This is a genomic window from Bacillus sp. SYZHCR11, from assembly GCF_057196865.1.
Genome location: NZ_JBXUND010000001.1, coordinates 638,335 through 653,457, shown reverse-complemented (window position 1 = coordinate 653,457; position 15,123 = coordinate 638,335). Strand labels below are relative to the sequence as shown.

The window sequence follows — 15,123 nt, the reverse complement described above, 5'->3', positions numbered from 1 at the left end:
GGTAGGGGGATAACAATGCAATCCTTGAATTATGAAGATCAGGTGCTTTGGTCGCGCTGGAAAGAGTGGAAAGATCCTAAAGCCGGTGATGATTTAATGCGCCGTTACATGCCGCTGGTCACATATCATGTCGGCAGAATTTCCGTCGGACTGCCGAAATCGGTGCATAAAGACGATCTAATGAGCCTTGGTATGCTTGGTTTATATGATGCCCTAGAAAAATTTGACCCCGGCCGGGATTTAAAATTTGATACCTATGCCTCGTTTAGAATTCGCGGTGCAATCATCGACGGGCTGCGTAAAGAAGATTGGCTGCCCAGAACTTCACGGGAGAAGACAAAAAAAGTCGAAGCGGCAATCGAAAAACTTGAACAGCGCTACCTTCGGAATGTGACGCCTTCAGAGATCGCAGAAGAGCTTGGGATGACGGAGCAGGACGTAGTATCAACGATGAATGAAGGTTTTTTTGCCAATCTCTTATCAATTGATGAAAAGCTTCACGACCAGGATGACGGTGAGAATATTCAAGTGATGATCAGAGATGACAAAAATGTGCCGCCGGAAGAAAAAATCATGAAGGACGAGCTGATCGCTCAGCTTGCGGGCAAAATTCACGAGCTCTCTGAAAAAGAGCAGCTTGTCGTCAGTTTATTCTATAAAGAAGAACTGACTTTGACCGAAATCGGACAAGTCCTGAACCTTTCGACGTCGCGGATTTCACAGATTCATTCAAAGGCGCTGTTTAAATTAAAGCACCTGCTTGAAAAAGTAATTCAATAATGAACTCATGGTTAGCGAGTGAAAAACATGTCAACACTATTATGGCTTTTAAGCTTTGTGCTTCACGGCGTACTGCTTTATGCCGTCATTATTCTGTACACGAGGTTTTCAGCCCTCAAGGAGACGGAGCGCCAGCAGAAGAAGATTCTTGAAGAGACGGAAAACACCCTTGCAGCGTTTCTGCTTGAGCTGAAAGAAGAAAATGAAAGACTCGAAGACACAAAAAGCCGGAATGATCAAGCGCCTGACGCAGAAGACGCCGAACCCCGGCCGGAACCGAAAAAAGAGCCTGATATTCCGGATCACATGGAAAAGCTCATCAGTGCAACGGAACGGGCTGAAAGTGACGAAAACAACGGTGCGCATTCGTTTGAAGAACGTGTTTCAGAATTATATGAACAAGGGCTCACCCCTGCGGAAATCGCCAAACGGGTGCAGAGCGGAAAGACAGAAATCGAGCTGTTTTTAAAATTTCGCGGCAAAGCTGTAAAGGATTCTTGATTGTCGCATAAAGCTGTGTTATATTATGTCTTGGTGTTAAATACACACGCTTAACGATTTATGCAGAGGGTGCTGCAAACGGCAGTTCTGCACAAAAATGACCTAAGCGGAGGAAAAAAACCATTTTATTAGGAGGAAATCACATGTCAGTTATTTCTATGAAACAATTGCTTGAAGCTGGTGTTCACTTCGGCCACCAAACACGCCGCTGGAACCCAAAAATGAAGCGTTACATTTTCACGGAGCGTAACGGAATCTACATCATTGACCTTCAAAAAACAGTGAAAAAAGTAGAGGAAGCTTACAACTTCACGAAAAACCTTGCTGCTGAAGGCGGAAAAATCCTTTTCGTCGGCACAAAAAAACAAGCTCAGGATTCTGTTAAAGAAGAAGCTGTACGCTCTGGCATGTACTATGTCAACCAACGCTGGTTGGGCGGTACACTGACAAACTTCGAAACAATCCAAAAACGCATTAAGCGTCTGAAAGACATCGAGAAAATGCAAGAAAACGGTACATTTGAAGTACTTCCGAAAAAAGAAGTTGTTCAATTGAAAAAAGAATTAGAGCGTCTTGAAAAATTCCTCGGCGGAATTAAAGACATGAAGGATCTTCCTGATGCATTATTCATCATCGATCCTCGCAAAGAGCGCATCGCTGTTGCGGAAGCTCGCAAATTGAACATTCCTATCATCGGAATCGTAGATACAAACTGTGATCCTGATGAAATTGATGTCGTAATCCCTGCAAACGATGACGCAATCCGCGCTGTCAAACTTCTTACTTCTAAAATGGCAGATGCCATTCTTGAAGCGAAGCAAGGCGAAGAAGAAGCGGAAGCTGCTGAAGAGACTGCACCTGAAACAGAAACGACAACTGCGTAACCTAATCAAAAGGTGATAAGAGGGACTGCCTTTTATCACCTTTTTTCAAGAAAAATGTATCTATACATATCTTGTTTACACATATAAGGAGGAATTCAAATGGCTATTACTGCACAGCAGGTAAAAGAACTGCGTCAAAAAACAGGCGCTGGTATGATGGACTGTAAAAAAGCATTGACTGAAACTGACGGAGATATGGACAAAGCAATCGACCTTCTGAGAGAAAAAGGAATTGCGAAAGCGGCTAAAAAAGCTGACCGTATCGCTGCTGAAGGTTCTACTCTTATTAAAACTGACGGCAACAAAGGCGTTATCTTAGAAGTAAACTCTGAAACTGATTTCGTTGCGAAAAACGAAGGCTTCAAAGAGCTTCTGAACACGCTTGCTGACCACCTTCTTGCAAACGCTCCTGCTGATCTTGAAGAAGCGATGGGTCAAAAGATGGAAAACGGTTCTACTGTTGAAGAATACATCACAAGCAACGTTGCTAAAATCGGAGAGAAAATCACTCTTCGCCGTTTTGCTGTTCTTACAAAAGAAGACAGCGAAGCGTTCGGTGCTTACCTTCACATGGGAGGCCGCATCGGCGTATTATCCGTTCTTAGCGGAACAACTGACGAAGATCTTGCAAAAGACATCGCGATGCATGTTGCAGCGGTAAATCCTCGTTATATTTCCCGCGACCAAGTGTCTGAAGAAGAAGCAAACCATGAGCGTCAGATCCTGACTCAGCAAGCTCTTCAAGAAGGCAAACCTGAAAACATCGTAGCTAAAATGGTTGAAGGCCGTCTGAACAAATTCTTCGAAGAAATTTGCTTATTAGACCAAGCTTTCGTTAAAAACCCAGACGAAAAAGTGAAACAAGTTGTGGCTGCGAAAAACGCATCTGTTAAAACTTACGTCCGCTACGAAGTTGGAGAAGGCATTGAAAAACGCCAAGAAAACTTTGCTGAAGAAGTTATGAACCAAGTGAAAAAATAATGGCGGAAAGCCTTGGCGAATCTTTCGCGGCTTTTCAGGCAGTATAGGGGACACTACTTGTGTTCCCTATTTTTAAAACTATATTTACAAACCTTTTTTTCTCTTGCATAATAGGAAACGGCAATGTTTACACTTGGAGGTTATTATGGAAAAACCAAAATACAATCGTATCGTTTTAAAGCTTAGCGGAGAAGCATTGGCAGGAGAGCAGGGAAACGGCATTAATCCGACTGTTATCCAATCCATCGCTAAACAGGTAAAAGAAATCGCTGAGCTTGACGTCGAAGTGGCCGTAGTTGTAGGCGGCGGCAACTTATGGCGCGGAAAAACAGGCAGTGACTTAGGAATGGACCGTGCGACGGCCGATTATATGGGCATGCTTGCTACTGTCATGAACTCACTTGCCCTGCAGGACAGCCTGGAAACGCTCGGAATTCAGTCCAGAGTGCAGACATCAATTGAAATGCGTCAGGTCGCTGAGCCTTATATCAGAAGAAAAGCCATCCGCCACCTGGAGAAAAAACGCGTTGTGATTTTTGCCGCGGGAACGGGAAACCCTTATTTCTCTACGGACACAACCGCAGCGCTGCGTGCCGCTGAAATCGAAGCGGATGTGATTTTAATGGCGAAAAATAATGTCGACGGTGTGTATAATGCCGATCCGAGAAAAGATGAGTCAGCTGTTAAATACGAAAAATTATCTTATCTCGATGTGTTAAAAGACGGGCTGGAAGTCATGGATTCTACGGCTTCTTCACTATGTATGGATAATGATATTCCGCTGATCGTCTTTTCTATTATGGAAGAAGGAAATATTAAGCGTGCCGTAATCGGCGAATCAATCGGAACGATCGTAAGGGGGAAATAACGTTGTCAAACGAAGTATTAACACAAACAAAAGAACGCATGGAAAAAGCGGTTGCCGCTTATTCACGTGAATTGGCGTCAGTCCGCGCGGGACGTGCCAACCCATCTCTATTGGATAAAGTGACAGTAGAATACTACGGTGCCCAAACACCTTTAAACCAGCTGTCTTCCATCAATGTGCCTGAAGCGCGTATGCTTGTTGTCACACCGTATGACAAAACGGCAATCGGCGATATTGAAAAAGCGATCCTGAAAGCTGACCTTGGCGTAACTCCGACAAGTGACGGCACAATTATTCGCATCGCGATCCCGGCTCTGACGGAAGAAAGACGTAAAGAACTTGTCAAAGTCGTGAAAAAATACGCGGAAGAAGCGAAAGTAGCAGTCCGTAATGTCCGCCGTGACAGCAACGACGACCTCAAAAAACTTGAGAAAAACGGGGACATTACAGAAGACGAGCTTCGTGCTTCCAGTGAAGACGTTCAAAAGCTGACAGATGAATATGTGTCAAAAATTGACAGCGTCACGAAAGACAAAGAAAAAGAAATCATGGAAGTTTAATGAAAAACTATGTACAATAGATAATGTGAAAAGACCCTCTCATGTTTACAGGGGGTTTTTTTGTTAATACTGTTGATTACATTGATCATCAGCAACGCAACCTTTTTGGGTGACGGAGGAATCTCATGCTCAACATACTCAAAAATTGGAAGAATCAGCAGAATGCGGCTTCCAACTTAGAACGGTATACAAAAGAAGACATACTGAAGGGTGAAATTCCCGCACACATTGCCATTATTATGGACGGAAACGGACGCTGGGCGAAGAAGCGCTCACTCCCGCGGATTGCCGGACATCATGAAGGAATGAAAGTGGTAAAAAGGGTGACAAAGCTCGCAAATCAGCTCGGCGTTAAAGTTCTGACTCTTTATGCGTTTTCAACGGAGAATTGGAAGCGACCGAAGATGGAAGTCGACTTTTTGATGAAGCTTCCGGAAGAGTTCCTGAATACGTATCTTCCTGAATTGATAGAGGAAAATGTACAGGTGAAAATTATCGGAGATGAATCCGCGCTCCCTTCTCATACGTACAGGGCGATTGAGAAGGCCGTAAAAGATACAGAACAAAATGACGGGCTGATTCTCAATTTCGCTTTGAACTACGGCGGACGCACGGAAATCGTCAATGCGGCAAAAGCATTGGCCGAACAGGTGAAAAGCGGCACGCTGAATATCGAAGACATTGATGAAGCGCTCTTTTCCGGGCATTTAATGACAGAATCAATCCAGGACCCGGAACTGCTCATCAGAACGAGCGGAGAAATCAGACTGAGCAACTTTATGCTTTGGCAGGTGGCTTACAGTGAATTTGTTTTTACAGATGTCCTGTGGCCCGATTTTAAAGAAGATCACTTTCTGCAGGCAGTGGGAGAATTTCAGCAGCGGGGCCGGAGGTTTGGCGGAATTTAGAGGATGGTGGAAATGAAACAAAGATTGTTAACAGGTGTTCTGGCAGCGGCACTATTTTTATTTTTGGTTATTTTCGGAGGATTGCCGTTCACCGTATTTGTTTACGTGATGGGAAGTATAGCGCTTTTTGAGCTTTTGCGGATGAAAAAGCTCAGATTTTTTTCTTTTCCGGGTCTGATCAGCCTCTTGTTGTTATGGCTGTATATGATGCCGGACAAATATCATTTTTTCGATGCGAAAATGGAAGTAACGATTTTCGCCGTATTGATTCTGCTCAGCTATACGGTGCTTGTGAAAAACACCTTTACGTTTGACGAAGTCGGGTTTATCGTTCTCGCGACGGTATATATCGGACTGTGTTTTCATTATTTTATTGAAATCAGAAACATTGAAACAAACGGGCTTTTGTATATCTTTTATGCCTGCGTTGTCATATGGTCAACGGACTCAGGCGCATATTTCGTCGGAAAGTCGCTCGGGAAGCGGAAGCTGTGGCCCGAAATCAGTCCCAACAAAACAGTGGAAGGGTTTCTCGGCGGTATTGTCATCGCCCTTATTTTTACGGCTGTTTTTCAGCTGTTTGCTCACCTTCCGATTTCATATCCGGTTCTTTTGGTCATCACGCTTGTTCTGTCTGTGTTCGGACAGATCGGGGATTTGGTTGAATCAGCGCTTAAGCGGCACTATGATGTGAAGGATTCGGGGAAAATCCTTCCCGGGCACGGCGGCATTTTAGACCGATTTGACAGCTTTTTGTTTGTCATGCCGTTCTTATACTTTCTGCTTGCGCTTTTTTCATGAGAAAGGCTAATATGAAAATAAGACCGATCTGGACGCATAGAATGGGAGTGGCATTTTGAAGAATATTTGTCTTTTAGGAGCAACAGGATCAATCGGGGAGCAGACGTTAGACGTATTGCGCATGCATCAAGATCAGTTCCGTCTCGTCTCGATGACTTTCGGTAAAAACGCCGAGAAAGCGATCCCGTTGATCAGAACGTTTCAGCCGAAATATGTAGCAGTCGGCGACATGGATACATATCAAAAAGTGAAAGAAGCGTCTTTTTCGCATGAATGTCAAATCGGCATCGGAGAAGAAGGCCTGATTGAAGCGGCAGTCATGGACGAAGTGGATATCGTGGTCAATGCGCTGCTTGGAAGCGTCGGTTTAATCCCGACTTTGAAAGCGATTGAACAGAAAAAAACAATTGCGCTTGCAAATAAGGAAACTCTCGTCACTGCCGGGCATATAGTGAAAGGACACGCAAAACGATACGGTGTTCCTCTTCTTCCGGTTGACAGCGAACATTCCGCTATTTTTCAGGCGCTGCAAGGCGAACAGAGCAAAAATATCGAGCGCCTGATCATTACGGCATCCGGCGGCAGTTTCAGGGATAAAACGCGGCAGGAGCTTGAGTCTGTAACGATTGCCGACGCCCTTAATCACCCGAACTGGTCGATGGGTGCAAAGATTACGATTGACTCGGCTACAATGATGAATAAAGGGCTTGAAGTCATTGAAGCGCATTGGCTGTTTGACATTCCGTATGAACAGATTGACGTTGTATTACATAAAGAGAGCATCATTCATTCGATGGTTGAATTTCACGACAGAAGCGTCATCGCCCAGCTCGGAAATCCGGACATGAGGGTGCCGATTCAATACGCGCTGACATATCCGGACCGGCTGCCTCTGCCTGAAACAAAAAGGCTTGAATTATGGGAGATCGGAAGCCTTCATTTTGCTAAAGCTGACTTTGAAAGGTTCCGCTGCTTACAATTTGCCTTTGAATCAGGTAAAATAGGGGGAACGATGCCGACGGTTTTAAATGCGGCCAACGAAGAAGCCGTTGCCGCTTTTCTTGCCGGACGGATTTCATTCTTATCGATTGAGGACCTGATTGAAAAAGCATTGGACCGCCACAGCGTAATTCAGGATCCGAGTCTTGCGGATATCCAAGAAGTGGACAAAGACACCCGGGGATACGTTAATTCAATACTCACATAAGGTGGTATGTTCGTGAATACAGTTATCGCGTTTATTATTATTTTCGGAACGCTCGTTTTTTTCCATGAGCTCGGGCATTTATTGCTCGCCCAAAGAGCGGGAATCCTTTGCCGTGAATTTGCGATCGGCTTCGGCCCTAAAATCTTTTCATTTAAAAAGAATGAAACCGTGTATACGATCAGACTCCTTCCGGTCGGAGGGTTCGTCCGCATGGCCGGTGAAGACCCGGAGATGATCGAAGTCAAACCCGGTTATACCGTCGGGCTTCTTTTTAATAAAGAGGACGAAGTGGAAAAAGTCATCATTAATCAAAAGGAAAAGTATCCCGACGCTTTAATTATCGAGGTGGAGACGGCTGATCTTGAGCACGAAATGAAGATTACCGGGTACGAGCAGGGGAAAGAAGATGAACTGGCGGGCTTTACTGTCAGTCAGACCTCTTTTTTTATCGTAGACGGAGAAGAAGTGCAGATTGCGCCTTACAATCGACAATTCGGGTCTAAACCCGTATGGAAGCGGATTAAGGCGATTGCTGCCGGTCCGATTATGAACTTCATCTTAGCGTATGTCATTCTCGTCATGCTCGGATTCATTCAAGGCGTGCCTTCAAATCAGCCTGAGCTCGGGAAGCTGACAGACAATGGACGCGCAGCTGCTGCAGGTTTAAAAGAAGGCGACTATATCCAGAGCATTAACGGTGAAAAAATGAGGTCATGGACCGACATCGTGACAGCGGTAAAAGAAAATCCCGGGAAAAAAATCGATGTCGCCGTCAAACGGGATGGCAAATCGTTTCATATCTCGGTTACACCTGAAGCTGTAAAAGATGAAAATAAAAAAACAATCGGCCGCTTCGGCTCTTATGCGCCGACTGAAAAAGGCGCGCTTGCAGCGATTGCTTACGGCGCGACATCTACCGTTGATGTCACAAAAGCGATCCTGACCAATCTGAGCAAACTTGTGACAGGCCAGTTTAAGCTTGATATGCTTTCGGGTCCTGTCGGCATTTATGATATGACGGATCAAGTTGCAAAAACCGGTATTATCAACCTATTCCAGTTTGCGGCGTTTTTAAGCATCAACCTGGGAATCGTCAACCTGCTGCCGATACCGGCGCTTGACGGCGGACGGCTGCTGTTTTTATTCATTGAAGCAATCCGCGGCAAGCCGATAAACCGTGACAAGGAAGCATTTGTCGTATTTATCGGCGTAGCTTTCTTAATGCTTCTTATGCTGGTTGTCACATGGAACGATATCCAGCGTTTATTCTTATAATTGACTAGTAAAAAATCAGAGGTGCGAAGACATGAGACAAAGTTTGACGCTTATTCCGACCCTGAGAGAAGTGCCGGCTGATGCTGAAGCAAAAAGCCATAAGCTTCTGCTGAGAGCGGGATTTATCAGACAAAATACGAGCGGGGTTTACAGCTACATGCCCCTGGCTTACAGGGTCATTCAAAACATTCAGAAGATCGTGCGTGAAGAAATGGAAAAAATCAACGCGGTGGAAATGCTGATGCCGGCCCTTCAGCAGGCTGAAACATGGCAGGAATCAGGCAGATGGTATACGTACGGGCCTGAATTAATGCGTCTGAAAGACCGCCACGGCCGTGAATTTGCTTTAGGCGCGACACATGAAGAAGTCATTACTTCTCTCGTGCGTGATGAGGTGAAATCTTATAAGCGTCTGCCGCTCACTCTTTACCAGATCCAGTCTAAATTCAGAGATGAAAAACGCCCGCGTTTCGGGTTATTGCGCGGACGCGAATTCATCATGAAAGATGCGTATTCTTTCCATGCTTCTGAAGAAAGTCTGGAGGAAACGTACCAAAACATGTACGGCGCATACAGCAGCATTTTCGCACGCTGTGAATTAAACGTCCGTCCCGTTATTGCCGACTCAGGCGCGATGGGCGGAAAAGACACGCATGAATTTATGGCTCTTTCTGAAATAGGGGAAGATACCATCGCTTATTCCGATGGATCCTCTTACGCAGCCAATACGGAAATGGCGGAAGTTGTCATGAACAGCGAGCCGTCAGATGAAACACCCGAGGCATTGGAGAAAATTGATACGCCGAATGTCAAAAGCATTGAAGAGCTCGCTTCGTTCTTGCAGATCGAGCCGAGCGCCTGCATCAAATCAATGCTGTTTAAAGCGGATGACCGATTTGTTCTCGTGTTAGTAAGAGGCGATCATGAGGTCAACGACGTGAAAGTGAAAAACCTTCTGAACGCGGAAGTGGTTGAGCTTGCGTCTCATGAAGAAGTAGCGGAGAAACTTGGCACGGAGCCGGGATTTGCGGGGCCGATCGGCGCTGCCGGCGACATTGAGATTTATGCCGACCAAGCCGTGAAAGTAATGGTAAACGCCGTTTGCGGCGCGAATGAAAAAGACCGTCATTACCGAAACGTAAACATCGAACGTGACGCGTCTGTAAAAGCGTATGCCGATCTTCGAATCATTCAGGAAGGCGATCCGTCACCTGACGGAAAAGGCACGATCCGTTTCGCTGAAGGGATTGAGGTCGGACAAGTCTTTAAACTCGGCACGCGTTACTCTGAAGCGATGAATGCGACATACCTTGATGAAAACGGGCGTGCGCAGCCGATGCTGATGGGATGTTACGGAATCGGCGTGTCCAGAACGCTTTCTGCCATCGCTGAACAGCATCACGACGAAAAAGGCTTAATCTGGCCGAAGAGCGTTGCTCCGTATGATCTTCATATTTTGGCGCTGAATATGAAAAATGAAGCGCAAAAAGAGCTTGCTGAACAGCTTTACAGAAAATTCCAGTCGGAAGGTTATGAGGTTTTATACGATGACCGCGCTGAACGCGCAGGCGTGAAGTTTGCTGATTCTGATCTGATCGGCCTTCCGATCCGCATCACTGTCGGAAAACGTGCCGACGAAGGCATCGTAGAAGTGAAAATCCGCAAAACCGGTGAATCTGCCGAAGTTTCAGTGGATGAGCTTTCTGAATTTATTAAGACGAAGTAATCACCATAACGAATCGTACAAAATCATGTTAAAATAGAGAAAAAAGAAGGTACCTCATCACCTGCGGAGGTACCTTCACTTATGATGTTTTAAGGGAGGGATACTGTCTGAATGGAACAGTTATCAGTAAACAGAAGACAGTTTCAGATTCTTCTGCAGCAGCTTAATATGACAGATGATACCTTCATGACATACTTTGAAGACGGAGAGATTGATAAACTGACAATCCATAAAGCAGAAAAAGCCTGGCATTTCCAATTTCGCTTTAAGGCTCTTTTGCCGTATCAAATATACGATTCATTCATGATGAGGTTAACACAATCGTTTGCTCACATCGCCCGTGTCACATCGTCTGTTCAGGTCATCGATCCTACAGTGACAGAGGAGCTTGTACAGGATTATTGGACACGCTGTATTGAAGAGCTTGAAGGAACCTCGCCGCCGATGGTGGCTCTTTTGAATCAGCAGAAGCCGAAGCTCAAGGGAAACAAACTGATCGTGAAAACAAAAACAGATACAGAAGCATCGGCGCTCAAAAATAAATACAGCGCACTGATTCAGCACAGCTATCGCCAATTCGGATTTCCGGAACTGCAGCTGGATACCGAAATTTTCGTATCTGACCAAGAAGTCCAGAAATTCCGCGAGCAAAAGCTTGCTGAAGATCAGGAGCGGGCGATGCAGGCGCTTATCGAAATGGAGAAGAAGGAAAAAGAGGGCGATGAGGATCAAGCGCCGTCCGGCCCGCTTGTCATCGGCTATCAAATTAAAGAGAACGAAGAAATCCGGACGCTTGACAGCATCATGGATGAAGAAAGAAGAATCACGGTGCAGGGGTTTGTGTTTGATGCTGAAACACGCGAGCTGAAAAGCGGACGCACGCTCTGCATTTTCAAAATCACGGACTATACAAACAGTATTTTAGTAAAAATGTTCGCCAGAGAAAAAGAAGACGCCGCTTTGATGAAAACGCTGAAAAAAGGCATGTGGGTGAAGGCGCGGGGAAGCATTCAAAACGATACATTCGTCAGAGACCTCGTCATGATTGCAAATGACGTGAATGAAATAAAAGCCAAAACCCGTGAAGACACCGCTCCTGAAGGCGAAAAACGGGTTGAGCTTCATCTGCATTCTCCGATGAGCCAAATGGATGCTGTAACGGGCATCGGAAAGCTTGTCGAACAGGCGAAAAAATGGGGACATGAAGCGATTGCGTTAACTGATCATGCCGTTGTGCAGTCTTTCCCGGATGCTTATTCCGCCGCGAAAAAACACGGCATTAAAATGATTTACGGAATGGAAGCCAATATCGTGGATGACGGCGTTCCGATCGCATACAATCCAGCTCACCGTCTCTTGGAAGAAGACACATACGTCGTCTTTGACGTTGAAACGACAGGTCTGTCCGCAGTGTATGACACCATCATTGAGCTTGCCGCAGTCAAAATAAGAGGCGGAGAAATCATCGATAAATTCGAAGCGTTCGCCAATCCGCACCATCCGCTGTCAGCAACGACGATAGAGCTTACCGGGATTACGGATGACATGGTCCGCGACGCTCCCGATGTCGTTGACGTCGTCCGGGATTTTAAAGAATGGATCGGCGATGACGTGCTTGTGGCTCATAACGCCAGCTTTGATATGGGATTTTTAAATGTGGCGTACAAGCGTCTTTTGAAAACGGAAAAAGCGAAAAATCCGGTCATTGATACGCTGGAACTCGCGCGTTTCCTGTATCCTGAATTTAAAAATCACCGCTTAAATACGTTATGTAAGAAGTTTGATATCGAATTAACCCAGCATCACCGAGCGGTCTTTGACGCTGAAGCAACGGGCTACCTGCTGTTGAAAATGCTCAAAGATGCCGCTGAAAAAGACATTTTTTATCATGATCAGCTGAATGAGAATATGGGACAATCCAATGCTTATCAAAGATCAAGGCCTTATCACGCTACATTGCTTGCCGTAAATGAGACCGGCCTTAAAAATCTGTTTAAGCTCGTGTCCATTTCTCATATTCAATATTTCTACAGAGTGCCGCGCATTCCGAGGTCGCAGCTTAATAAATACAGAGAAGGTCTGTTAATCGGCTCTGCCTGTGACAGGGGAGAGGTCTTTGAAGGCATGATGCAAAAATCACCTGAAGAGGTTGAAGATATCGCATCATTCTATGATTATCTTGAAGTGCAGCCGCCGGAAGTATACAGACACCTTCTGCAGCTTGAGCTCGTCCGGGATGAAAAAGCGCTGAAAGAAATCATCGCCAACATCACGAAGCTCGGGGAAAAATTGAATAAGCCGGTCGTTGCCACCGGAAATGTTCACTATTTAAACGATGAGGACAAAATTTACCGGAAGATCTTAATATCTTCCCAAGGCGGCGCCAACCCGTTAAACAGGCACGAACTGCCTAAAGTGCACTTCAGAACGACAGATGAAATGCTGGATGCTTTCTCCTTTCTCGGTGCGGAAAAAGCGAAAGAAATTGTGGTTGACAATACGCAGAAAGTCGCTTCGATGATCAATGAGATCAAACCGATCAAAGACGATCTGTACACGCCGAAAATTGACGGAGCCGATGAAGAAATCCGTGAAATGAGCTATCAGCGCGCCAGAAGCATTTACGGTGAAGAGCTTCCTGAAATTGTGGAAGCGAGAATAGAAAAAGAATTAAAAAGCATCATCGGTCATGGATTCGCCGTTATTTATCTCATCTCCCATAAGCTTGTAAAACGGTCTCTGGATGACGGTTATCTCGTCGGCTCCCGGGGGTCCGTCGGTTCATCGCTTGTGGCGACCTTAACGGAAATTACTGAAGTGAATCCGCTCGCTCCGCACTATGTGTGCCCGAGCTGCCGATATTCCGAATTCTTTAATGACGGATCAGTCGGTTCCGGTTTTGACCTTCCGGATAAAAGCTGCCCGTCTTGCGGCACACCTTTGAAAAAGGACGGGCATGATATCCCGTTTGAAACGTTCTTAGGCTTTAAAGGTGACAAAGTACCCGATATCGACTTGAACTTCTCAGGTGAGTATCAGCCCCATGCCCATAACTACACGAAAGTGCTGTTCGGTGAAGATAACGTGTATCGCGCGGGAACGATCGGCACCGTTGCGGAAAAGACGGCTTACGGATATGTGAAAGGCTATGCGGGTGATCACAACCTACACATGCGCGGCGCGGAGATCGACCGTCTGGTGCAGGGCTGCACCGGCGTTAAGAGAACGACCGGCCAGCACCCGGGGGGGATTATCGTTGTCCCGGATTACATGGATATTTACGATTTTTCCCCGATACAATTCCCGGCAGATGCGACGGGGTCTGAATGGAAAACGACTCATTTTGACTTCCACTCCATTCATGACAACCTGCTGAAGCTTGATATATTGGGGCACGATGACCCGACAGTCATCCGGATGCTCCAGGATTTAAGCGGAATTGATCCGAAGACGATTCCGACAGATGATCCGGAAGTTATGAAGATTTTCCAAGGCACAGAATCGCTCGGCGTCACTGAAGAGCAGATCGGCTGTAAAACGGGGACGCTCGGTATTCCTGAATTCGGGACGCGATTTGTGCGGCAGATGCTTGAGGATACGAAGCCGACGACGTTCTCCGAGCTTGTCCAGATTTCCGGGCTTTCCCACGGCACGGACGTATGGCTCGGCAACGCGCAGGAACTGATATACAACAATACGTGTGAACTGAGCGAAGTGATCGGCTGCCGTGATGACATTATGGTTTACTTGATTTATCAGGGCCTTGAGCCTTCACTGGCCTTTAAAATCATGGAATTCGTGCGTAAAGGCAAAGGCCTGACGCCGGAATGGGAAGAAGAAATGAAAAAGAACAATGTGCCGAACTGGTATATTGATTCATGCAAAAAAATCAAATACATGTTCCCGAAAGCCCACGCCGCCGCATACGTGCTGATGGCGGTGCGGATTGCCTATTTTAAAGTGCATCACGCGCTTTTATATTATGCTGCGTATTTTACCGTCCGCGCAGATGACTTTGACATTGATACAATGATTAAAGGCTCGACCGCCATCAGAGCGGTGATGGATGATATCAGCTCTAAAGGGCTTGATGCTTCGCCTAAGGAGAAAAACCTCCTTACCGTGTTAGAGCTTGCGCTTGAAATGTGTGAGCGCGGCTATTCCTTCCAGAAGGTCGATCTATACCGTTCGAGCGCTTCGGAATTTATCATTGACGGCAACAGTCTCATCCCGCCGTTCAACTCAATTCCGGGACTCGGAACCAACGCCGCTCTCAATATTGTGAAAGCGCGGGAAGAAGGGGAGTTCCTTTCAAAAGAGGACCTTCAAAAACGAGGAAAAGTGTCAAAAACCATTTTAGAGTATTTAGATCGTCACGGCTGTCTTGAGTCGCTTCCGGACCAAAATCAGCTGTCGCTGTTTTAAGCTTTGTGCACAGCCTCCGAGCGGAGTTTGATTTGCATTAAATATATGGTTATGGTATAGTTTTATTGGAAATGCTAACGATTACCGAGGCAAAGAGTGGGGAAACCCGCTCTTTTGTATTGAACAGGCAATTTTGCCTCGACATGTCCATCGTTTTCTCAATGCCCCTGCTCTTTAGAAGCAGGGTTTTTATGCAGAGGAACGGCT

At 46.0% G+C, this 15,123-nt stretch carries 12 protein-coding genes; all 12 read left to right on the top strand.

All coding sequences use genetic code 11. The features are described from left to right. The first annotated feature begins 15 nt into the window (after window positions 1–15). The 12 genes from sigD (at window position 16) to AC2CGA_RS02715 (ending at window position 14,916) form a co-directional block, all read left to right on the top strand. A complete protein-coding gene (sigD, locus tag AC2CGA_RS02770) occupies window positions 16–780 on the top strand; it encodes an RNA polymerase sigma-28 factor SigD (protein ID WP_003154217.1) in 765 nt (254 codons plus the stop codon). Window positions 781–807: 27 nt separating this feature from the next. Next, window positions 808–1,281, top strand: a complete 474-nt coding sequence (locus AC2CGA_RS02765; protein ID WP_014305010.1) for a DUF6115 domain-containing protein — start codon at window positions 808–810, stop codon at window positions 1,279–1,281. 143 nt (window positions 1,282–1,424) lie between these two features. Continuing rightward, the gene (gene rpsB / locus AC2CGA_RS02760) at window positions 1,425–2,165 is read left to right on the top strand and encodes a 30S ribosomal protein S2 (RefSeq protein ID WP_003154215.1); all 741 of its coding nucleotides are present in this window, start codon (window positions 1,425–1,427) and stop codon (window positions 2,163–2,165) included. Between the two features lie 99 nt (window positions 2,166–2,264). Then, window positions 2,265–3,146 carry a translation elongation factor Ts gene (tsf, locus tag AC2CGA_RS02755; RefSeq protein ID WP_003154214.1) on the top strand — a complete coding sequence of 294 codons (882 nt, stop codon included), beginning with the start codon at window positions 2,265–2,267 and terminating at the stop codon, window positions 3,144–3,146. 145 nt (window positions 3,147–3,291) lie between these two features. Further along, window positions 3,292–4,014 carry a UMP kinase gene (gene pyrH / locus AC2CGA_RS02750; RefSeq protein WP_003154213.1) on the top strand — a complete coding sequence of 241 codons (723 nt, stop codon included), beginning with the start codon at window positions 3,292–3,294 and terminating at the stop codon, window positions 4,012–4,014. Window positions 4,015–4,016: 2 nt separating this feature from the next. Then, window positions 4,017–4,574, top strand: a complete 558-nt coding sequence (frr, locus tag AC2CGA_RS02745) for a ribosome recycling factor (protein ID WP_003154212.1) — start codon at window positions 4,017–4,019, stop codon at window positions 4,572–4,574. Between the two features lie 125 nt (window positions 4,575–4,699). Next, the gene (gene uppS / locus AC2CGA_RS02740) at window positions 4,700–5,482 is read left to right on the top strand and encodes an undecaprenyl pyrophosphate synthase (protein WP_003154211.1); all 783 of its coding nucleotides are present in this window, start codon (window positions 4,700–4,702) and stop codon (window positions 5,480–5,482) included. A 3-nt stretch (window positions 5,483–5,485) separates the two neighbouring features. Then, complete coding sequence (locus AC2CGA_RS02735) at window positions 5,486–6,283, top strand: phosphatidate cytidylyltransferase (protein WP_007409796.1); 798 nt, start codon at window positions 5,486–5,488, stop codon at window positions 6,281–6,283. Window positions 6,284–6,338: 55 nt separating this feature from the next. Beyond that, window positions 6,339–7,490 carry a 1-deoxy-D-xylulose-5-phosphate reductoisomerase gene (gene dxr, locus AC2CGA_RS02730; RefSeq protein ID WP_003154208.1) on the top strand — a complete coding sequence of 384 codons (1,152 nt, stop codon included), beginning with the start codon at window positions 6,339–6,341 and terminating at the stop codon, window positions 7,488–7,490. Window positions 7,491–7,496: 6 nt separating this feature from the next. Further along, window positions 7,497–8,765, top strand: coding sequence for an RIP metalloprotease RseP (gene rseP, locus AC2CGA_RS02725; RefSeq protein ID WP_088005384.1), 1,269 nt, complete (start codon window positions 7,497–7,499; stop codon window positions 8,763–8,765). Between the two features lie 31 nt (window positions 8,766–8,796). Then, on the top strand, window positions 8,797–10,491 hold the full coding sequence (gene proS, locus AC2CGA_RS02720) for a proline--tRNA ligase (protein ID WP_349686163.1): 1,695 nt from the start codon (window positions 8,797–8,799) through the stop codon (window positions 10,489–10,491). A gap of 111 nt (window positions 10,492–10,602) precedes the next feature. Next, complete coding sequence (locus tag AC2CGA_RS02715; protein ID WP_484480120.1) at window positions 10,603–14,916, top strand: PolC-type DNA polymerase III; 4,314 nt, start codon at window positions 10,603–10,605, stop codon at window positions 14,914–14,916. The last annotated feature ends 207 nt before the right edge of the window (window positions 14,917–15,123 follow it).